Annotated in this window: 23 protein-coding genes; 8 read left to right on the forward strand and 15 right to left on the reverse strand. The window is 65.3% G+C overall.

All coding sequences use genetic code 11. The features are described 5' to 3' along the window. Positions 1-105 precede the first annotated feature (105 nt). The 10 genes from polC to NO363_RS13110 form a co-directional block, all read right to left on the reverse strand. On the reverse strand, positions 106-5,088 hold the full coding sequence (gene polC / locus NO363_RS13065) for a DNA polymerase II large subunit (RefSeq protein WP_256685691.1): 4,983 nt from the start codon (positions 5,086-5,088) through the stop codon (positions 106-108). Continuing rightward, entirely contained in the window at positions 5,088-5,510 is a 423-nt protein-coding gene (locus tag NO363_RS13070) for a PPC domain-containing DNA-binding protein (RefSeq protein WP_256685692.1), read from the reverse strand. The genes polC and NO363_RS13070 overlap by 1 nt, the downstream gene beginning before the upstream one ends. Positions 5,511-5,606: 96 nt before the next feature. Then, on the reverse strand, positions 5,607-5,828 hold the full coding sequence (locus tag NO363_RS13075; RefSeq protein WP_256685693.1) for a helix-turn-helix transcriptional regulator: 222 nt from the start codon (positions 5,826-5,828) through the stop codon (positions 5,607-5,609). Beyond that, positions 5,825-6,241, reverse strand: a complete 417-nt coding sequence (locus NO363_RS13080; RefSeq protein ID WP_256685695.1) for a DUF2178 domain-containing protein — start codon at positions 6,239-6,241, stop codon at positions 5,825-5,827. The genes NO363_RS13075 and NO363_RS13080 overlap by 4 nt, the downstream gene beginning before the upstream one ends. A gap of 144 nt (positions 6,242-6,385) precedes the next feature. Further along, positions 6,386-8,572, reverse strand: a complete 2,187-nt coding sequence (locus NO363_RS13085) for an ATP-dependent DNA helicase (protein ID WP_370525565.1) — start codon at positions 8,570-8,572, stop codon at positions 6,386-6,388. 39 nt (positions 8,573-8,611) lie between these two features. Continuing rightward, complete coding sequence (locus NO363_RS13090; protein ID WP_256685699.1) at positions 8,612-9,553, reverse strand: cation diffusion facilitator family transporter; 942 nt, start codon at positions 9,551-9,553, stop codon at positions 8,612-8,614. A gap of 60 nt (positions 9,554-9,613) precedes the next feature. Continuing rightward, a complete protein-coding gene (gene hisH / locus NO363_RS13095; RefSeq protein WP_256685700.1) occupies positions 9,614-10,267 on the reverse strand; it encodes an imidazole glycerol phosphate synthase subunit HisH in 654 nt (217 codons plus the stop codon). Between the two features lie 133 nt (positions 10,268-10,400). Continuing rightward, positions 10,401-10,985 (reverse strand): uracil-DNA glycosylase, encoded by a 585-nt coding sequence (locus NO363_RS13100; RefSeq protein WP_256687979.1) that lies wholly within the window; start codon positions 10,983-10,985, stop codon positions 10,401-10,403. 377 nt (positions 10,986-11,362) lie between these two features. Beyond that, positions 11,363-11,911: an endonuclease dU gene (locus tag NO363_RS13105; RefSeq protein ID WP_256685701.1), complete on the reverse strand. Its 549-nt coding sequence runs from the start codon at positions 11,909-11,911 to the stop codon at positions 11,363-11,365. Next, positions 11,908-12,087, reverse strand: coding sequence for a DUF5786 family protein (locus NO363_RS13110; protein ID WP_256685702.1), 180 nt, complete (start codon positions 12,085-12,087; stop codon positions 11,908-11,910). The genes NO363_RS13105 and NO363_RS13110 overlap by 4 nt, the downstream gene beginning before the upstream one ends. A gap of 91 nt (positions 12,088-12,178) precedes the next feature. Here NO363_RS13110 and NO363_RS13115 point away from each other — a divergent pair, with 91 nt between their 5' ends. Continuing rightward, positions 12,179-12,787 carry an MBL fold metallo-hydrolase gene (locus tag NO363_RS13115; RefSeq protein WP_256685703.1) on the forward strand — a complete coding sequence of 203 codons (609 nt, stop codon included), beginning with the start codon at positions 12,179-12,181 and terminating at the stop codon, positions 12,785-12,787. A gap of 7 nt (positions 12,788-12,794) precedes the next feature. Here the strand turns inward: NO363_RS13115 and NO363_RS13120 are convergent, their stop codons facing one another. Then, positions 12,795-13,166: a DoxX family protein gene (locus NO363_RS13120; protein WP_256685704.1), complete on the reverse strand. Its 372-nt coding sequence runs from the start codon at positions 13,164-13,166 to the stop codon at positions 12,795-12,797. A gap of 121 nt (positions 13,167-13,287) precedes the next feature. Beyond that, on the reverse strand, positions 13,288-14,535 hold the full coding sequence (locus NO363_RS13125) for an aminotransferase class V-fold PLP-dependent enzyme (protein WP_256685705.1): 1,248 nt from the start codon (positions 14,533-14,535) through the stop codon (positions 13,288-13,290). Between the two features lie 210 nt (positions 14,536-14,745). On the opposite strand from NO363_RS13125, the gene NO363_RS13130 reads away from it, so the two are divergent. Then, entirely contained in the window at positions 14,746-14,961 is a 216-nt protein-coding gene (locus tag NO363_RS13130; protein ID WP_004051833.1) for a hypothetical protein, read from the forward strand. Positions 14,962-14,975: 14 nt separating this feature from the next. Here NO363_RS13130 and NO363_RS13135 read toward each other — a convergent pair whose 3' ends face one another. Continuing rightward, positions 14,976-15,119: a hypothetical protein gene (locus tag NO363_RS13135; protein WP_004051834.1), complete on the reverse strand. Its 144-nt coding sequence runs from the start codon at positions 15,117-15,119 to the stop codon at positions 14,976-14,978. Positions 15,120-15,228: 109 nt separating this feature from the next. Here NO363_RS13135 and NO363_RS13140 point away from each other — a divergent pair, with 109 nt between their 5' ends. After that, positions 15,229-15,513, forward strand: coding sequence for a GYD domain-containing protein (locus tag NO363_RS13140; protein ID WP_256685707.1), 285 nt, complete (start codon positions 15,229-15,231; stop codon positions 15,511-15,513). A gap of 1 nt (position 15,514) precedes the next feature. On the opposite strand, the gene NO363_RS13145 is transcribed toward NO363_RS13140, so the two are convergent. Further along, positions 15,515-15,808: a DUF424 domain-containing protein gene (locus NO363_RS13145; RefSeq protein ID WP_256685708.1), complete on the reverse strand. Its 294-nt coding sequence runs from the start codon at positions 15,806-15,808 to the stop codon at positions 15,515-15,517. Continuing rightward, on the reverse strand, positions 15,780-16,559 hold the full coding sequence (locus NO363_RS13150; protein WP_256685709.1) for a tetratricopeptide repeat protein: 780 nt from the start codon (positions 16,557-16,559) through the stop codon (positions 15,780-15,782). Before NO363_RS13150 ends, NO363_RS13145 begins: the two co-directional genes overlap by 29 nt. A gap of 52 nt (positions 16,560-16,611) precedes the next feature. Here NO363_RS13150 and thpR point away from each other — a divergent pair, with 52 nt between their 5' ends. The 5 genes from thpR to NO363_RS13175 all read left to right on the forward strand — a co-directional run bounded on the left by thpR (position 16,612) and on the right by NO363_RS13175 (position 19,195). Then, a complete protein-coding gene (thpR, locus tag NO363_RS13155; protein WP_256685711.1) occupies positions 16,612-17,163 on the forward strand; it encodes an RNA 2',3'-cyclic phosphodiesterase in 552 nt (183 codons plus the stop codon). A gap of 82 nt (positions 17,164-17,245) precedes the next feature. Next, positions 17,246-18,046, forward strand: a complete 801-nt coding sequence (locus NO363_RS13160; protein WP_256685713.1) for a ZIP family metal transporter — start codon at positions 17,246-17,248, stop codon at positions 18,044-18,046. 54 nt (positions 18,047-18,100) lie between these two features. Next, a complete protein-coding gene (locus NO363_RS13165; RefSeq protein ID WP_004051839.1) occupies positions 18,101-18,253 on the forward strand; it encodes a 50S ribosomal protein L39e in 153 nt (50 codons plus the stop codon). Beyond that, positions 18,250-18,528: a 50S ribosomal protein L31e gene (locus NO363_RS13170; RefSeq protein WP_004051840.1), complete on the forward strand. Its 279-nt coding sequence runs from the start codon at positions 18,250-18,252 to the stop codon at positions 18,526-18,528. Before NO363_RS13165 ends, NO363_RS13170 begins: the two co-directional genes overlap by 4 nt. Position 18,529: 1 nt before the next feature. Next, positions 18,530-19,195: a translation initiation factor IF-6 gene (locus tag NO363_RS13175; RefSeq protein WP_256685716.1), complete on the forward strand. Its 666-nt coding sequence runs from the start codon at positions 18,530-18,532 to the stop codon at positions 19,193-19,195. The last annotated feature ends 89 nt before the right edge of the window (positions 19,196-19,284 follow it).

Here is a 19,284-nt window from a genome sequence, read left to right on the forward strand (position 1 = left end):
CCGCCGGCCGGTTAACGCTGCGGAACTCACGACGCCCGTCCGTACGCACTCCTGGCACCACCGTTTTCACATGAAGTCGGCGATACCGCCCTGGCACCACCGTTTTCACATGAAGTCGGCGATACCGCTCTGCTTGTTTTTGTCGTTCTCGAACACGCTCTCCAGTGTGCGTTCGAGCACTTCGAGGCGCTGTTTCGTGTAGTCGCGAGTGCCGTACTCCTCGGCGACGCGGGTGGCGGTGCCGATGTACTTCTTCACCGACCCCTCGTGTACTGTGAGATTTACATCGCCGCCACACTCCCGACAGTTGCCCGTGAGCGGCATCCGACGATACTTGGTCCCGCAGTCGAGACAGCGTGTCTCCTGCCGGGAGAAGGCTCTGAGGTTGCCGATGAGATCGGGCAGGAAGTGATATTCGATGATGCGCTCGGCGACGTCGGTCTCGTCGACCGCGCGGAGCTTCCGGGCGAGTTCGAGCTGGGCGTCCATCTTCTCGGTCATCGAGCCCAAAGTTTTGTACGCCGACAGCGACGGCCCGAGCGCGAGGTTCGAGGTGTCGTGGGTGTGGCGAAAGCCCGAATACTCGCCCTCGGTGCCGACGCTCTCCTCGGCGATCTCGATGTCGACGCTTCCTGGATCGGCCATCTCCAGGGTGGCCTCGTAGAACTCCTTCGGGTAGGAATCCACGACGTCCATGTTGTGGGCCTCGTCGTCGATCTCGGCCGGGTCGATTCGCGATGACATCACCAGCGGCGCGTCCATCCGCCCGCCGCGCTTGTCGGGCAGGTAGGCTTTCGAGAAGTTGAGCAAGCCGTCCAGCAGAAGCATCACACAGTCTTCATCCCCATCGCACTGGCCGACGAAGAGATCGTTTGCGACCAGCCTGTTCGTCTCCGCGACGGTGAGCGAGTAGACGTGGTCGACTGTCGATTCGACGATATCGACCTGGACCACCTCGTCGAGCCAGACGTCCGCGCTGCCACCGTCGCCGAGCAACCGCTGTGTGCGGACGTCGACCGTATCGAGCACGGTAGCGAGCGTCCGTGATTTCCGGTCGAGATGGAACCCGATCTCCTCCGCGAACCGGACGACGTTTTCTGAGGTTATCTTACAGGTCCACGAGCGATACTCCGGCACTGGCCCGTCGTGGAATTCGGCAACGGCACCCGTCGACGGAACGCGACGTTCCTCGTAGGTTTTGGCTGCGACTCCGAAGCGCTTCAGTGCGGCGACAAGGTCGCGCTTCAACTCGTCGCTGACGGTCGTCGCACGGATCTCGATGCGGTCGCTCGATACGCTACCGTCGCCGCTGAAGTACGCTGCGAGAAACGCCTTGAGCTGTGGGATCGGTGCGTTCGTCATGCAGTCGGGGATCCGCTTCGTCTCCGCCCGCGTTCCAGCGGCGAAGACGTCCGCGAAAAGCGTGGCCACGAGTCGACTCGACGCCGTCACCTTCCACTCGCTTTCCTCGTAGGCCTCCACTCCGAGCACCTCCTCGAAAGCGTCGATGACGTCACGGCGTGCGGCGTCATCCGGCGTACAGATCGTCGTCTGATAGAAATCCCCCGCTTCTCGGCGTGTGAAACCCTCGGCTGCGTAGTAACCGAGCAGTGTCGCGAACCCTTCGTCGATTTCGAGCGTTCGCGCGACAGCGGTCTTGTCGCGTTTCACCGAGAGCGAGACGTCCGCCGGCAGACGATCGAGCAACGCCGTACCGCCGATGAGTGTGACCAGGACGGATGCCGGAACACTGTCGCGGCTGATCCAGTTATAGACGGTCGAACCGCTGCAATCGAGCGCTTCCGCAACGGGTTTGACGTGGCCTTCTGCTTCGGTCGCGTCATCGAACAGGAACTTGAGGTCTTCGGAGCCGATACCTCGTATCACTAGTTCGTCGTTCGGCACCGCATCGGCATCGAGGAACGCGTCGAGCAGATCGATACTTGCTGCCTCGCCCTCGTAGTCGATCCGTTTCGGCGACGGAATCGTATCACCGATCTCGAGCTCGTTCGCCTCGATATCCTCGATGCCACCGTCCCATCTCACCATCGAGTGATCCGGCGTCACGGTCAGTTCGTGTCCGCTCCGCGTCTCGATCTCGATGAGGTGGTCGGGTGCAGTATGCTTCGAAACCGCTTCGATCGGCTTTCGCACTCGTTCCCCATCGTCGTCGATCGAGGGAACGCGAACCTCGCCGTCGAGTTCTTCGACGAGCGTGCCGAAATCGTCCTCACGGGGATCTTCGAGTGACTCCTCGACTAACGACGAGATCCGTTCGTGTCGCCAGTCTCCCTCGTCCTCGACCCAGAGCTTGGTCTCGGGATGGAAACAGTTGCGTCTCTTCGATGCGTGAAAGTACGGATGTGCGTAGCCGACGGCGGCGCTCGTGAAGCCGATCACGCGGCCGACGACCGCCGCCGACGTGTGCGGAGCCATCCCGAAGACGAGTTCGCCGACGAGGTCGTCGCGATCGTCGAGTTCGTAGAACGACTCCAACCCGTAGTAGCTTTCGAGCAGGTCGTCGACGAAGTCGGCCGTCTTGAGCATGTGTTCGGCCGCGCCGTTCGAGAGCACGACGTCCTGGACCTTGAGCTCGACGAGCTGGTCGTCGTGGCGCAGCGGGTCGCCGTTCATGTCCTCGTGGTAGCCGAGCTCGCGGAACTGCTCGACCGAGACGTCGAGTTCCGCCGGTCGCACACTCGTCACCGGGAGGTCGGTCATGTCGTAGCGCACAGTCCCATCCTTGAACGTCGAGACGCCGTGTTTCGCCCGGAGAACACCCTTCTCCATCGGTTCGGGGGTTTTCAGCTCCGAGGTCAACCCCTTCACGCCTTTCATGATGTCGAAGGCGCTCTCGCGCTCGCCGACCGCGTCCAGCGCGTCCTGGTACTCCTCACGGAGGTTCACCGTCCGCCACTCGGTCGGCCACGCCTCGCCCCCACACCGGGGACACTCCACCTGGCCGGACTCGTCGGGTTCGACCGCGATCTCGCAGTCGGGGCACTCGTAGCGCGGTTCGGTCGGCGCGCCACAGTCCGGACAGCGCGTCTCGTAGCTGCGCTCGCCGCAGTCGACGCACTCCCGGCGGCCGATCTCGACGGGAACGACGCCACGCTCGCCGCCGTCGTCGTGGACGTAGTCGGTGGCCTTGCTCACGTCGCGCTGGTTGCCGCCGGCCTCGCCGATCGGAAAGAGGGTATGGACCGCCGGCGAGAGCTCGCGCGTCTCCGATTTCTCCGGCCTGCCCATCCGCCCGCCGATGCGCGTCGGCGCGCGCTCGCGGAGAGCGAAGGGCGCGACGTCACGAACCGCCTCCATCGCGTTCGGCCACTCGCGTGCCTCCTCCGAGAGCTCCCCGGCCGTACTGTCGAGCGACTCGTCGAACCCGAGCGAGCGAACGAACGGTATGGGGTCGGGGATCCTGAGCGCGTCGCCCGCCTGCGAGTGGGGGACGAGGAGTGCTTCGAGTGCCTCGCGGACCGCAGGGCGCGGTTCGAGCGCCAGTCTGCCGTCGACGAACTCGCCGGCCGCGACCGCCTCGCGGAGCGTCGTGAACGCCTCGACGGTGATATCGTGCCAGCAGTAGGTGTAATTGGGATGCAGCGGTGCGTCGTACTCGACGGCCCACTCGATGGCCTCCGTGGGCGTGGGATGTTCGAGATCGACGCGCGTCGAGTCGGCGAGCGCGCGCACGTCCGCAGCAGTAGCTTCGAACTCCTGGATCCACCAGTCGTCGGTGTACGAGGCCGGTGCCAGGGGATGGTTGTTCTCGACGAACTCGCCGTAGTTGACGAGATATTCGCCGAGATCCAGGATCGCCTCCACCCCGTTCCGTAGTTCGAGCGCTTCGGCGGGGTCGTCGATGCGCCGGACGTCGCCGTTCGCCAGCCTGACCGTGGGCCCCTCGATCGAATCAACGGGAACGACGCCGGCGGCCTTCCCCGGTCGCTCGGTCTTGAGCTGCGTACCGGTCGCGAGGAAGTCGTCGACCAGATGCATCGTCGCCGGATGGACGCCAGCAGTCGCAAAGCCGTGATTCCGCGCGCGACCGTAGCGCAGGCGAAACCCGCCGGCCTCGCTCGGATGGCCGAAGACGGGTCGGCCGGCAATGAGGTCCCGGAGGAACTTCTCGGAGGGGTCGGGCCGGAGCGGTCCCACCGGTTCGTCGTCGGGCTCCTCGCTCGCTTCCGCGGCCGATTCGTCCGATGCGTCCTCGTCGTCCGGTTCGTCGTCGGTCTCGTCGGCACCGTTGATCGTCCCCGCGATCAGGTCGTCGAGCCACGGCCAGTCGACCTCGTCCAGCTCGCTGGTGTAGCGCTCGATCTTCGGTGCCTTCTGGGCGATCCCCTCGCCGAGCACGAGACACATCCCCCCTCTCGCGCTGTTCGTCCCCACTCGTTCGAGATCGCGAAAGCCGGAGACCTCCTCCTGGCCGGTGGCCTCGCCGTCGAGCATCACCGGCGAGTGGCGGGCGATGAACTTCGTCTCGGCGTCCTTCGGGGAGTACTGGAGCCCGGTCTCCGAATCGTAGAGATCGACCTCCTCGGCGTAGCGTTCGACCTCCTCGTCGCGGGGCTGATACCCACCGAGTCCGAGCAACGAGCGCGTGTAGTCGGCGACGAGCACCGACAGCGCCTGTGCGGTGCCGCCGGCCGAGCGGATCGGTCCCGCATAAAAGACGCGGACGAACTGCGTCCCGTCGGGGTTGTCCGCGAGCTCGACCCGGTCGATCCCCTCGATCGGCGCGGCGACGACACCCTCGGTGAGCAGTGCGACCGCGGTTCTGACTGCGCCCTCGATCGTCCCGGCCTGTGTCTCGTAGTCGCCGACGCGGCCCTCGGCGAAATCCGCCGCGAGTTCGAGGGCGGCCTCCTCGCGGCTCATCTCGCCCTCCAATTCGCGCACGCGCTCGGCGACACCCTCGATCCCCAGGATGTTCTCCACGCGATCGGCCATGTCCTTGGCCACGGGGATCTCGATCTCGGGGGTCGGATCACCACCCTTCTCGCGTGCTTTCTCGGCGAGTGCGATGGCCTCGTCGAGTTGGCCCTCGATCCCCTCGAAGTATCGTTCGTCGTCCGCTCTCATCAGAGCGGCCAGAGATCGAGATCGGTCGTCTCGTCGTGTTCGCGTTCGAGGTGGGCGTCGAACTCGCGGAGATACACCTCGCCGGCGAACACCGTGCCCGAGTTCAGATGACCGGCCACGGTCGAGCCGTCCGCGCGCGAGCAGACCGCGTGGGTGTGGGCGAACCGCTCGCCGTCGAGCCACGAGACGTTACCGACGCACGAGGCGACTTCGAGCGGTTCGTCGAACACCACCGAATCGTACTCCTGCCTATCCTGGTCGTAGAAGAACAGTTCGACGTCCTGCACCGCGCCGAGTGCGACGAAAAAACCCGCGTCGACACCCGCGTCGGTCGCGAGCGCTTCGATTTCCGCGCGCCAGTCCGCGCCGTGGTCCAGCCCGGCGACGAACTCGCGCCCCCCGTCGAGTTCCTGATAATCCATATCCATCCACTCGCGCGGCGGCGGCAAAAACCTTCAGTTCGTCACGGCATCGATCGGGGCGGCCCTGTCGAACGATCGACCCACCGGGACGGAGCTTCAGTCGTCGCGGTCCGTCCCGACCCCGTTCAGTTCGGGATCGAACAGGTCCTCGACCCGGCAATCGAAATGGGCAGCCAGTTTGAACGCCAGCTCGATCGAGGGATCGTAGCGCTCGCGCTCGACCGCGTTGATCGTCTGGCGAGTGACGTCGACGGCCGCCGCGAGGTCGGCCTGGCTCATGTCCGCCCTGTTTCGATGCCGTCGAACCGTGTTTTTCATCCGCGATACCGATACCACGCGGCGATGAACAGCGCCACCAGGAACAGTGCGATGTAGCCGTACAGTGCACCTGCGAGTTCCGGAGGAGCCGTGTAGATTCCGGCCCACGCCAGCACTCTAGTGGCTGACGCGCCAATGACCAATACCGCCGCGAAAACATTCAGTGTGGTCATCGCTGTGCGTCGTTCGAGTTCTTGATCGCGCTCGTCGAACAGTGTCAGGGAGGTGCTGCGCCAGATCGCGAGGACGCTGATGATCCCAAGCCAGTACACTGCTTCGCCAACGAATGGATAGCCGATCGATCTGAGGACAAGGCCGATGGCGACGCCGGCGAGGAGTACACCGACCATCACACGTCGGTAACGGCGTCTCTTCGTGAAGCGCTTCCGTCCGGTTGTTTCGGTTTGTGTCATGGTTCGTGTGTAAAGCAAACGTTCCGTAAAGCTCGCTTTACAGTAAAGCGTATTTTACACACCATGATAAATCTGTCGCTGTTTGATCTCTGGCTCAGAACGGTCGATCGTACCCGAAACAGAGGCCAATGCTCGTCGACCCACTCAGGGCGTCGGCGGGTCGCCGTCGTAGGCCGCGTGATCGGAGTAGAAGTTGAGCATGGCGAACTTGAGCTTCTCCGGCGCGACGTCGAGCAGTTCGGCGCGTTCCTCCTCGGGGAACGTCTCGCGGACGCCGTACTTGCCCATCTCTCGTCGGCCGCGCTCGGTGTAACGCGCGTCGAGCAGCGCGCGCACGCCGATCTCCTCGGGCGAGCGCAGCACACGCCCGAGCGCCTGCCGCGTCTTGCGGATGGTGGGGATCTCGACGGCGTACTGCCAGCCAGCGCCGTAGGCGGCGTCGTAGGCGTCCTCGACGGCTTCGAGGCGATCGTCGAGATGCGGGTAGGGGACGCCGACCACGACGACAGTGTGGGCGTCGTTGCCGTCGAAACTCACGCCCTCGGCGAGCGTGCCCCACAGTGAGGTGAAGAGTGCGCCATGCTCGCCGGCGGCGAACCGCTCGCGCAGCGGCTCGACGGCCTCGCCCGGTTCGTCGAGATACGTCGTCGCGTTCGTCGCGGCGGCGACCCGATCGTGATAGCGCTCGGCCTCGCTGTAACTCGGGAAGAAGAGGAGCGTGTTGCCCGGCGTGAACCGGATCGCGTCGTCGAGCGTGTCGGTGATCGTTCGCTGCACATCCGTGTCGTCGCGCTCGCTGGCGAACAGCGCCGGCGTGTCGACGGCGAAGGTCCGGCGGCGCTCCTCGGGAAACGTGAGCCCGTAGGCCATCGTTTCCGGCTCTTCCAGCCCGAGCACGTCGGTGACGACGTCGAACGGCCGCAGCGTCGCGCTCATCAGCACGCTCGCGTGCAGGTTCGCAAAGAGCGGTTCGGTCACGTCGCGCGGGATCGACGCGAACGACTCCGCACGACCGTAGACCCCGTCGGGCCCCTCGCGCACCGAGATCACGGGATGGCGACCACCGGATGCGCCGTCTTCGAGCCACGATTCGACGAACCGAGCTGTTTGAAGGGTCTGACACTCTTTCCGGACCTGTGTCTCGCCGTTACGGTATTTCTGGTCGTACTCCCGATCGAGGGCTGCTCCAAGCGCGAGCGCTGCCTCGACGTCACCCTCGATACCCTGCCCAGTGTAGGCATCGAGAAAGGCGAGCGTGAGGTCGTCGCGCCCCTCGCTGTTGGCGATCTCCAGGTCCTCCCAGTCCTCGCCGATCTGCTCGCGCTCGCCGAAGCCCAATTCCTCGTCGTAGGTCGAAACGAGCGCCTTCCGGAAGGCGCTCACGACGTTTCTCGCCTGTGCGGCCCGCGGGTCGTCGCTGTCGTCGCACTCGGCGAGGGCGCTATCGAGAGTCGTCTCGGTGAGTGTTCGGGTGGCGTGTTCGCGCGCGGCGCTCTCGACGTTGTGGGCCTCGTCGAAGACGGCGATGACGTCCTCCGGATCGCGGCCGAGCCAGCGGAAGAACTGCTCACGGATCACGGGATCGAGCAGGTGGTGGTAGTTACAGACCACGAGATCCATCTCCTCCATCCCGTCCTTGAGGAGCTCGTAGCCACAGAGGTTCTCCTGCTCTGCGTACTCGTAGATCTCCTCCGGCGTGCGTACGTCGCTGGCGAGCCACGCGTAGAACGCCTCGGTGTCGACGGTGAGGTTGTTGTAGTAGTGCTCGCAGATCGACTCCTCGCGCAGTTCCTCGACCTCGCTCTCGACGCTTTCGAGTTCGTCCATCACCGCGCTGCGCGCTTCGGTCGCGTCGCCGTCACCGTCCTGGCTCGCCTCCAGGAGACTCTCCTCGCGTGCCTCAAGCTCGTCGAGATCCTCCTCGGCGTCGACGAGGTCCTTCGTGCTGTCGCGCAGCACCTGACACTCCTCGTAGTCGACGTCGATGTGACACATCGAGGATTTCCCCTTGAACACCGTCGCGCGGAGCGGTTCGCGGTCGTTGATCGCGCGGGCGTCGGCGACGAACTGGCGCATCTGCTGGTGGACGTTCGTCGTGATCACGACGGTCTTGTCCTCCTCGCGGGCGAACTCCAGGGCGGGCACGAGCGCCGAGAGCGTCTTGCCCGTGCCGCAGGCGCCCTCGAAGAGGACGTCCGTTTCCGCTCCGAGCGCGTCGTGGATGCGTTCGATCGCCTCGCGCTGGTTCTCGTACGGCGACTCGTAGGGAAAGAACCGGAGGGGGGACGCGTCGGCAGCCACAGTGGTGAAGACTGGCGCGCCATCGATCATAAGGATTTGCGTACCGCGGCGGAAGTGGTCTCGTGCGCGCTACACTTCGGGCTCGATATAGACCTTCTGTACCTGCGGGTTGGTCGCCACGAGCGCGTCCTCGATCTCGGTGATCCGCTCGTCGATCGACGTGGTTTCGAGACGCGGATCGAACTCGACGTCGCCGGTCACGATGACCTCCTCGGGGCCGAAGTAGACGGTCCGGAAATCGACGACGGTCTCGACGCCGCTCCAGCCAGCGACGAGTTCGCGCAGTTCGCGCTCCTCGGCAGCCGGCAGGCTCTCGCCGAGCAGGAGGCGCTTGTTCTCCCACGCGAGCGCGACCGCGAAGCCCATCAGGAGGAGGCCGATGAGCAGGGCGGCGACCGCGTCGTAGAGCGGATTGCCCGTGATCCGACTGAGGAACACCCCGAACAGCGCCAGCCCCGCGCCGCTTATCGCGATGGTGTCCTCGGTCAGTGCCGTCAGCGTGGTCACGTCGCTCGTCTTCCGGAACGCCTCGCGAAAGCCGCTCCAGCCGTGGTCGTCGATCTGACGGCGCATCGCCGTGTAGGCTTTCTTCAGCGCGTAGCTCTCGAAGGCGATCGCACCGACGAGCACCGCGTAGTTGACCCAGACGCCGGGGAAGGTCACGCCCAGCAGGCTGACCGCACCCGTGCCCGGTGGGTGTGGATGGACGATCGCGTCGTAGCCGTGTTTCGCGCTCTCCCAGCCCGCGATGCCGAAGAGGAGTACCGAGACGAGGAAGCTATAGAAGAACTGTGCTTTCCCGTAGCCGAACGGATGCTCGCGGTTGGCCTCCTTCTCCCCGTACCGGATCCCGATGAGCAGGAAGATCTGGTTGCCCGTATCGGAGATCGAGTGGTAGGTCTCGGACAGCATCGCGGCGCTGCCGGTGAGGAGAAAGCCGGCGAATTTCAGCACGGCGATGGCTCCGTTGGCGACGAGAGCGGCGATGACGACGGATCTGCTTTCTGCCATTGCCCGCCCTGCTCGCGCCGTTCGCAAAGGACTTTCTACGTACCAGTAGCCACTAGCCGGCTACTCGGCACAAAGCGCCACGAAGTTCCGCAGGATTCGCAGGCCGGTCTCGCCGCTTTTCTCGGGGTGGAACTGTGTGCCGAAGACGGTGCCCGACTCGTCGGCGACGATGCTCGGGAACCGCGACCCGTACTCGGTGCTGGCGACGGTCGCATCCTCGTCGTCGGGTGCTGCGTAGTAGGAGTGGACGAAGTAGGCGTACTCGCCATTGACACCTTCGACGAGCGGGTGGTCACGCTCGACGGCCAGTTCGTTCCAGCCCATGTGGGGCACTTTCAGATCGCCGGTGAACCGCCGGTTGCGACCGGGGATCAGATCGAGTCCTTCGACCTCGCCCTCACCGGCGCGGTCGGCCTCCTCGCTCGTGGTCAGCAGCATCTGCATGCCGAGACAGATGCCGAACACCGGCGTGCCGTCGTCCGCCGCCTCCAGGAGAGCCTCCCGATATGGCCCGGCGTTCTCGACGCCCTCACGGAACGCGCCGACTCCCGGAAGAACGATGCCGTCGGCGGCGGTGAATTCCGCCGAATCGTCGGAAACGTCCACGCTGGCCCCAGCGCGTTCGAGACCGCGCGTCACGCTCCGGAGGTTACCGAGCCCGTAATCGACGACGGCCACCGACGCCGTCGCCTGCTGGGCGTGTCCCGTGCTCATACGAGCCGCACGCACCGCGCTGGCAAAGCGGTTTGGTATCGCGACAATCACACCGATCCACTTCGCGCAGCGGCCCCGAATTCGTCCGCTTTAGAATTTCTACTCGTGCATCGGTGGAATGCGATAGTCGCGATCAGAACCCGCCGAGACGCGACTGGCCGTCGCCCTCGCCCGCACCGACGACGCCGGCTGCCGTGGCGATCGTCTCGGTAAAGGTCTCCTTCTGTGAGCCGTCGTAGAGCGTCGCCGCCGGGTGGACGCAGACGAGCACTCGCTGTGGCGTTCCGTCGATCCGTGCTTCCTCGATGGAGCCCGCCTCCTCCGTCACGCGCGCGTCGCGCCCGAGCAGGTGTTCGGTCGGGACCTTCCCGAGCGTGACGACGAGCTCGGGATCGACGGTCGCGATCTCTTGCTCCAGAAACTCCCGACAGTTCGAGAGCTCGTCGGTGTGGGGATCGCGGTTGTCCGGCGGATGACAGCGCACGCAGTTGGTGATGCGGATGTCCTCGCGGCCGAGCCCGGCGTCGCGCAGCGCGTCGTCGAGGACCGTCCCGCTCCGACCGATGAACGGCTCGCCGGTCTCGTCCTCGTTCTCGCCCGGCCCCTCGCCGACGAACAGCAGCTCGGCGTCGTCCGGTCCGTCGCCGTTGACGATGCGACTCCGCGACTCGCAGAGTGCGGGACAGCGCTCGCAGGAATCGACCTCCAGCCCGTCCATGTGGCCCGTTTCGCTCACATACAGGGTGGGACGCGACAGGTCTTAACCGTCCGGCTTTGGTGTGCTCCCCGTTTCTCCTTCGCTTCGACTGCGGTCGGCGCGCGCTCGCGTTCGGTGCTCACGACGAGCACCGAACGCGAATACTGTGCGAGGTCTGCACGAGCACGGCGAGTGCAGGCTCGTCAGAACGGAGTTCTGACGGTGGATGAGTGAGCGACCGAAGGGAGTGAGCGAATCGGTTGGGGAGGCGTGTGGGCGGTGCGGGGCGGTTGCGGTTTCTCATCGTCGTCAGCATTCGCGGTTTTCGCGCGGTTTCGAGATAGCGATGATATTAGCCCGAATCGGCCGTCGCTACCCGTCTTCGATTCGTCAGTCGATCAGGAATCGGCGGCACGGGCGGCCAGTCGGGCGACCCGCAGCGGCTCGGGCCGTCCGCCCTCGGGTGTGAATCCTCGAACGACCGCTTCGGCATCGCCCCCATCGATCCCAACGCTTCTGACGAACAGCGTCTCGTCGTTGACCGAGCATCGATGGCGCGGCGGCTGTGCACGATACGTGTCGAGCCGTGTCGCGAGCCCATCGCCGGAAAATTCTGATCGAAGCGCTGGTTCCAGACCCGGACTCTCCTCGAAGGAAATCGAGAGCACGGGCATCTCCGTCGCGTCGTGAAGATGCTTGAGGTCGAGAACGTTGTACCACGCGGGCGCGATGCCCGAGACGAAGAGATAGTTCACGTCCGCACGGTCGAGGCGGTCGTGGAGGGCGACGATAGCCTCGGTGGCGTCGGTGCCGCCGACGGTACAGGAGCCGAGAACGAACCCGTCGACGACGCGGCTGGCCCGGACGACCGCGCCGGCAAGCGTGCTCCGGCCGCGCTCGCCCCGGTAGGATTCGGCGATCCCGAGCGCGCGCGTCCCGGCTTTCACTCCTCTTTGATGTCTTCGAGTTTGTCGAGTAGCTCGTCGTTCGATGTGTCGAACTCGAAGTTCACCTCGCCCGCGTGCGCTTCTTCCTCGGTTTTGAGCCCGTCTTCGTCGTCCTCGAAATCGGTGTCGTACTCCTGATTCCCCTGTTCGGATTCATCGTAGCTCCCAAAGCCCATACGTGGACTACGGGAAGGCAACGGAAAAATCGTTTGTCAGCTTTCAGTCGTTTTTCGGCAGCCTCAAAACGCTCGCTCCCCCACGATCGGCATGGCCGTCCACACCGTCACGGAGGGCGCAGAGACGTTCACGGCGAACGTCTATCTCGTCACGGGCGAGCGCACAGTGCTGATCGACGCCGGAACGATGGCCGGCGTCGAGGACGTCGTCGCCGAGCACACCGACGAACTCGACGCGGTCGTCCTCACGCACCAGCACGGCGATCACGTCGGCGAACTCGACGCCGTGCTCGATCGTTTCGATGCCGACCTGCTCGCCTACGGGGATCACCCACGACGAACGACGCAAATCGACGACGGCGACACTGTCGCTATCGGTGACGGGCAGTTCGACGTGATCCACACGCCGGGTCACGCCGACGATCACGTCTCGCTGGTCTCCGAGGACACGATCTTCTCCGGCGACGTCGTGGTCCACGACGACGGCGCGTTCGACGACGGCAGCTTCGGCCGCACGGACAGCCCTGGCCAGTCCAGAGACGTGCTCATCGAGAGCATCGAGCGGATCCTCGACCGACTGCCCGAGAGCGTCGAACGGATGTACGCGGGTCACGGCGACGAGTTCCACGGCGATGTGCGCGCGGTGATCGAGCGGGCGCTCGAACGCGCCGAGCGCCGCGAACCGAAATATTCCGACTAAAAACGACTCAGTTCTCTTCGGGGCCGCGTCCGAGGAAGAAGAGCGCGCCGCCGAGCATCGCGGTGTTCTTCAGGAAGTGGATCAGCTGGCCATCGCGCTCCTCCTCGTCCATGTTCCAGAAGTCGTGCATCGTCGGCGTGACGCCGACGAGAAACGCCGCGATTGCGCCGCCAGCGAGACGCGGCGCGCGCCCGAGAACGGTGGCGATGCCGCCGAACAGGAGCATGACGCTCGATAGCGGCACGAGGCGGTCGGCCGCCGGCACACCCTTCGAATCGGCGTAGGCGCTCATTCCCTCGATGTCGCGCAGGTTGTCGATCGCCGTGTAGGCGAGCACGCCACCGAACAGCGCGCGTCCGAGCGTTTCGAGCCGTCCCATCAGCGGATCGCCTCCCGCGACTGTTCGTCGTATCGAGCCGCGAACACAGTGGTCGATATCACGATACAGTCGTTCGGTGCGGGACTCACATAGCCCTTGCCAAACGCGACGAATCCGCCGATCAGGCGAACAGCTCGCGCGCCTCGTCGATAGCGGCGATCAGCTCGTCGACCTCGTCTTTCGTGTTGTAGAGGTAGAACGACGCGCGTGCCGAAGCCGCCGTCCCCAGGACGTCGTGAAGCGGCTGCGTACAGTGATCGCCCGGCCGGATCGCCACGGCGTGGTCGTTCATGATGCTCGCGAGATCGTGGGCGTGGACGCCGTCGAGGTTGAACGAGACGAGTCCCGCGCGCTCGTCGGCCGGCGGCCCGTAGATCTCGATATCGTCGAACTCCTCTAACCTCCCCATCGCGTATTCGACGAGCTCGCGCTCGTGGCGTTCGATGCGGTCGAGACCGACGTCGTCGAGGTAGTCGGCGGCCTCTGCGAGCGCGATTCCCTCGGCGATCGGCGGCGTACCGGCCTCGAATTTCTCGGGCACGTCCGCCCACGTCGTGCGGTCGAACTCCACCTTGCGAACCATCCCGCCGCCGTACATGAACGGCTCCATCGCCGCCAGCAGCTCCTTCTTGCCGTAGAGCCCGCCGATACCCGTTGGTCCACACATCTTGTGGCCCGAGAAGGCGTAGAAATCCACGTCCAGCTCCTCGACATCGACGGAGTGGTGGGGAACGGCCTGTGCGCCGTCGGCGAAGATGAAGCTGTCCTCGGCGTGGGCGAGATCGGCGAGCTCGGCGATGGGGTTGATGGTTCCAAGCGTGTTCGAGACGTGTGCCACGGAGACCATCTCCGTGTTCGGGCCGATCAGTTCGCGCGCGTGATCCATGTTCAGGCGGCCCGCCTCGTCGACGCCGATGAACGTCAGGTCGGCTCCCGTCCGTTTGGCGATCTGCTGCCACGTGACCAGCGAGGAGTGGTGTTCCATCTCCGTGAGCACGACCTCGTCGCCGGGTTCGAGCTCGCGCAGTCCCCAGCCGTAGGCCACGAGGTTCAGCCCCTCGGTCGTGTTCTTCGTGAAGACCATCTCCTCGCGGCCACCCGAGGCCCCGACGAACTCGGCGAGGCGGTCGTGGGCGTTCTCGTAGGCCAGCGAGGCCTCCTGGCTCAGATGGTGGATGCCCCGGTGGACGTTCGCGTTCGTCTCCCGGTAGTAGTCGCTCATCGCGTCGACGACGCGGTCGGGCGTCTGGCTCGTGGCGGCGTTGTCGAGATAGACGACGCGCTGACCGTCGCCGACGTCGCGTTCGAGGATCGGGAACTCGTCCCTGATGCGCCCGATATCGAGCGGCTCCTCGGATCGAGTGCTCATTGGCGATCCGTAGGAACCGAACGGCCAACACTCCTTCGGTCAGTCGCCCGCTCGACGATCTCCTAATCGTCGCCGAGTCCCCGTGCCGGTGGGCGCGCACTCACGCACTCGTTGTCGTGATCGACCGGTTCGGTGACTCGGGCAGCCGTGGCGATCGTGTCACTGACGAACGGAAAGAGTGTAGTGGGCGCGGCCCCATCTCCCGTTTGTATGGTGCGTGATGCCAGGGAGCCATACGGGGCTGGGGAGCTTCGCTTCGAGCAGACGCCGTCGCTCGATCCGCTCGTGCGGCGGTGTCCGGAGGCCGACGACGGGGAACGTCACGACCTCTCGACGGCGACCGATACGAACTGTACCGACGGTCGTCGTGTGCTCGTCGCACGAACCAAGTGTAGCTGTGGCTGGGAGGACGAACGGCTCGTCTGAGAGCCCGGGGTTCGTCAGAGTCGCCGCGACATCACGAGCAACCCCACGACGAGCAGCCCGATCCCCCAGTAGAGCGAGTCGTACGGCGCGAGCTTCAACAGCAGCGTGACCACGCCGGAGGTGAACAGCGACCAGCCGATGGTCGACGAGTAGCTCATGCGAACCCCTGTGGCGCGACACGGATACGATCACGGCCGGCACCGGCAAGCGGGCCGGGCTCGGATCGACGGCCGAAATCCCTTTACTGCGTGCCCGCCGAACGCTCTCATGCAGACGTGGCTATCGCTGGTCGACGCCGACGGAGCGGAGTTTCAGGATCTCCAGGAGCTCGCTTCGCTGTGGGGCGACATCAACCTCGAAGTCGAGGAACTCGACGCCGAGATAATCGACACTTACGCGCTGCTCGGCCGGTTCGACTTCCTCTTGGTCTTCGAAGCGCCCGACCGCGATACGGTGTTCGAGCTCTCGCTGGCCGCCGAGCGCCACGGGCTCGACATGACGACGATGGAGGGTGTGCCGATCGAACACTTCGGTCACCTGATCGACGAGTAGCTCAGCCGAGCCGGACGAGCTGGGCGTGGCTCGTCCCGCCCACGTCGAGGACGTTCGTCTCCTCGACGAAGCCGTGTTCGACCGCGAGATCCACAGAACGAGAGCCGACGATGTTCGCGACGCGAGCACGTGCGAGACTCGCCACGACGCGCTCCTCGTCGGCGGGTTCACCGTCGTAGAACTCCTCGGTGACTTCGAAGGTCACGCCGTCGTTCTCGAAGCTCTCGCCGAGCACGTCGTCGTCGCAGACGGCGACGAGCCGTCCTTCAGCCGTTTCGCGCTCGTTGACGATCACGGACGAGTTCCTCCTCGGCCTCCTCGCGCATTTCTCTGGCCTCCTCGGCGACCTCCTCTGCGCGCTCGTCCTCGCCGACCTCTTCGAGCGCGCGAGCCTTCTCCTCCAGCACCTCGGCGTTGCGGAAGCCGAGCCGGAGCGCGTTGTCGAAGCTGTCGATCGCGTCCTCGGCGAGCCCGCGTTCGAGCAGGAAGAAGCCACGGTTGTACCAGCCCTGTCCGAAGCGCTGGTCGCGCTCGACGGCTCGTTCGGCGTGTTCGAGCGCCTGCTCGCTCCGCCCGCTCTCCCAGAGCGCGTACGCCAGATTGGTCTCGGCGCTGGCGGTGTGGTCGGCATCGGCGTCGATGTCGAGCGCCTCGCGGTAGGCCCCGATGGCGGCGTCGTACTCCTCCAGTTCGGCGTGGGCCGCGCCCTTGTTCACCCGGGCCTCCTGTTCGACGCGTTCGTCGTCGGCGAACTGGGCGGCGCGCTCGAAGGTCTCGGTGGCCTGTTCGTACCGGTTGATCTCGATGTAGCTCAGTCCCACGTCGATGAGCTCCCCGACGTCGACGTTCTCGGTGCCGAGCTGGCGCTCGTCGAGCAGTTCTGTCAGGACGCGCGAGTCGATCGGGTCGACCTCGCTCGGGTCGACCGAAAGCTCGGGTGGGTCGAGATCGAACCCTTCGGGATCGTCGAACCCCTCGCCCTCGGAGAAGGGATGGTCGTCTTGCCCGTGGCCCGCGTCACGATCGCGCGGGTCGTCGTCGGTCATAGCCGCCCTATGTGACGACCGTGATTAAGACCTGTGGCCTCCTCGTTCCACCATGCGCCTGTTCGTCAGCGTCGATCTCGCGGGGTTCGATACCGAAATCGAGCGCATTCAGGACCGATTCGTCGACGCGAGCGGTGTTCGATCCGTCGATCCGAGCAACGTCCACGTCACGCTGAAGTTCCTCGGTGACGTGGACGAGGAGCGCGTCCCGGCCCTCACCAACGCGCTCGAAACGGCGATCGACGAGGCGGGCGTCGATCCCTTCACCGCCGAGTTCGGCGGACTCGGCGCGTTCCCGAGCGAGGAGTACATCCGCGTGCTCTGGCTCGGTGTTCGCGAGGGGAGCGACGAACTGACACGACTCCACGAGTCGATCGAGGAACGCACCACCGAGATGGGCTTCGACCGGGAAGACCACGAGTTCACGCCGCACGCGACGATCGCGCGGATGGACCACGCTGGCGGGAAAGAGCACGTTCAGCGCGTGCTCCGTGAGAACGATCCCACGCTCGGCTCTCGGCGTGTCGAACACGTCGCACTCACGGAGAGCGTGCTCGGCGACGACGGTCCCGACTACTCGACCGTCGAGCGGTTCGCCCTCTGAAATTGGGGATATCCGAACGAAAAATGAGGCGAGCCTAAAATTTGTTGGAAATATGTAAATAGCGCGCGACGGTAGTCCGTGTATGGCAGCGTTACTGGCGAGCCTCGTCTTGGTCTTCCTCGCGGGTCTCGTGACGGCGCTCGCGACGGGGCTCGGCGCGCTCCCCTTCTTCGTCATCGACGACGTGAGCGATCGTACCAGTGTGATCCTCTGGGGGCTCGCCTCGGGGATCATGGTCTCGGCGTCGCTGTTCGGGCTGGTCACTGAGGGGCTCGCCGAGGGCACTCCAGGAGAGCTCGCGATCGGACTCCTCGCCGGCGTGGTGCTGGTGATCGTGAGCCATCGCGTCATCTCGGGCGTCGAGGTCCATCCCCGGAAGTACGAGGAAGCCGATTACCGGAAACTGCTGCTCATCCTCGGCGTGCTCACGGTGCACAGTTTTCCGGAGGGCGTCGCTGTCGGCGTCTCCTTCGCCGAACTCGATCTCGGTGGTGGCCTCCCGATTTTCGGTTTTTCGGTCCCACTGCTGGCGGTGTTCATGACGCTCGCAATCTCGATCCACAACGTTCCCGAGGGTGTTGCCGTGGCGATCCCGCTCCAGTCGATGGGCGTCCCGCGCGTCCGCATGGTGTGGTGGGCGATCTTTTCGAGCCTGCCCCAGCCGATCGGGGCGGTGATCGCCTTCGTCTTCGTCCGTACCGCCCGCGAGTTCATGGCCGTCGGCTTCGGCTTCGCCGCCGGCGCGATGGTCTATCTGGTGCTCACGGAGTTCATCCCCGAGGCCAGGGAGATCGGTGCGGAACTCCCACACGGCGGCCGGCGCGAACTCCTCGGCGGTATCGCCGTCGGTGTGGCGCTGATGGTTCCTCTGGGGTTCGTCTGACGGCCTGTGCGAGAAGGACAAGGATTTAAGCACCGCGGCGGAAACGAATCCACCATGAGCAAGAACTCGAAGGCGAAGAAGAAACGCCTCGGGAAACTCGAGCGTCAGAACTCCCGCGTGCCGGCGTGGGTCATCATGAAGACCGACCGCGACACGATGCGCAACCCCAAACGGCGCAACTGGCGGCGGAGTGACACGGACGAATGAGCGCCGAGGACTTCGAGGAGCGCGTCGTGACGGTCCCGCTCCGCAAGGTGAAGGCGGGCGCGAACCACGAGGGTGCTGACCGAGCGATGACGCTCATCCGCGAGCATCTCGCCCAGCACTTCAAGGCCGATCCCGACACCGTTCGCCTCGACCCCTCGATCAACGAGGCGGTCTGGGCGCGCGGGCGCTCGAACCCGCCGAGCAAGCTTCGCGTGCGCGCGGCCCGCTTCGAGGAGGAGGGCGAGCGCGTCGTCGAAGCCGAGCACGCCGAATAACGTGCTCCGCGCGGCCTTTTCCGGTTCCTCGTACGTCGGCGTCTTCGCCCGTGCGACCGACCACTGCTTGCTCGTCAGACCCGACATCGATGAGTCGTTCCTCGACGATCTCACCGACGAACTCGACGTGCCTGCGATAAAGACGACCGTCGCCGGCTCCGGCACGGTGGGTGCGCTCGTCACCGGCAACGCGAACGGGCTGCTCACGAGCGACCGCATCACGTCGACCGAGCGCGAGCGCATCGCCGACGTCGTCGATCTCCCGGTCGCGACGCTGCCCGGCCGGATCAACGCCGCCGGCAACGTCGTGCTGGCCAACGACGAGGGTGCCTACGTCCATCCCGACCTCCCGGACGAGGCCGTCGAGGCGGTCGGCGACCATCTCGACGTGCCGGTCGAGCAGGGGATGCTCGCGGGCGTCCGCACCGTGGGGACGGCGGCGGTCGCCACCGACCGCGGCGTGCTCTGTCATCCACAGGCGACCGACGAGGAGCTCGACTTTCTGGAGGAGCTGCTCGGCGTGCCGGCGGACATCGGGACCGTGAACTACGGCGCGCCGCTCGTCGGCTCGGGGCTGCTCGCGAACGCGGCGGGCTACGTCGCCGGCGAGGAGTGTACCGGACCGGAGCTCGGCCGCATCGAGGACGCGCTCGGCTACATCGACTGAGAGCGCCGACAGAGGACAACATACTTCCGGCGCGCTCACCCAGCGGGGATATGGATACGTTCGTCACTGACAGCGAGACGCATAGTCGA

The sequence above is a fragment of the Halococcus qingdaonensis genome (assembly GCF_024508235.1).
Classification (GTDB): Archaea; Halobacteriota; Halobacteria; order Halobacteriales; family Halococcaceae; genus Halococcus; species Halococcus qingdaonensis.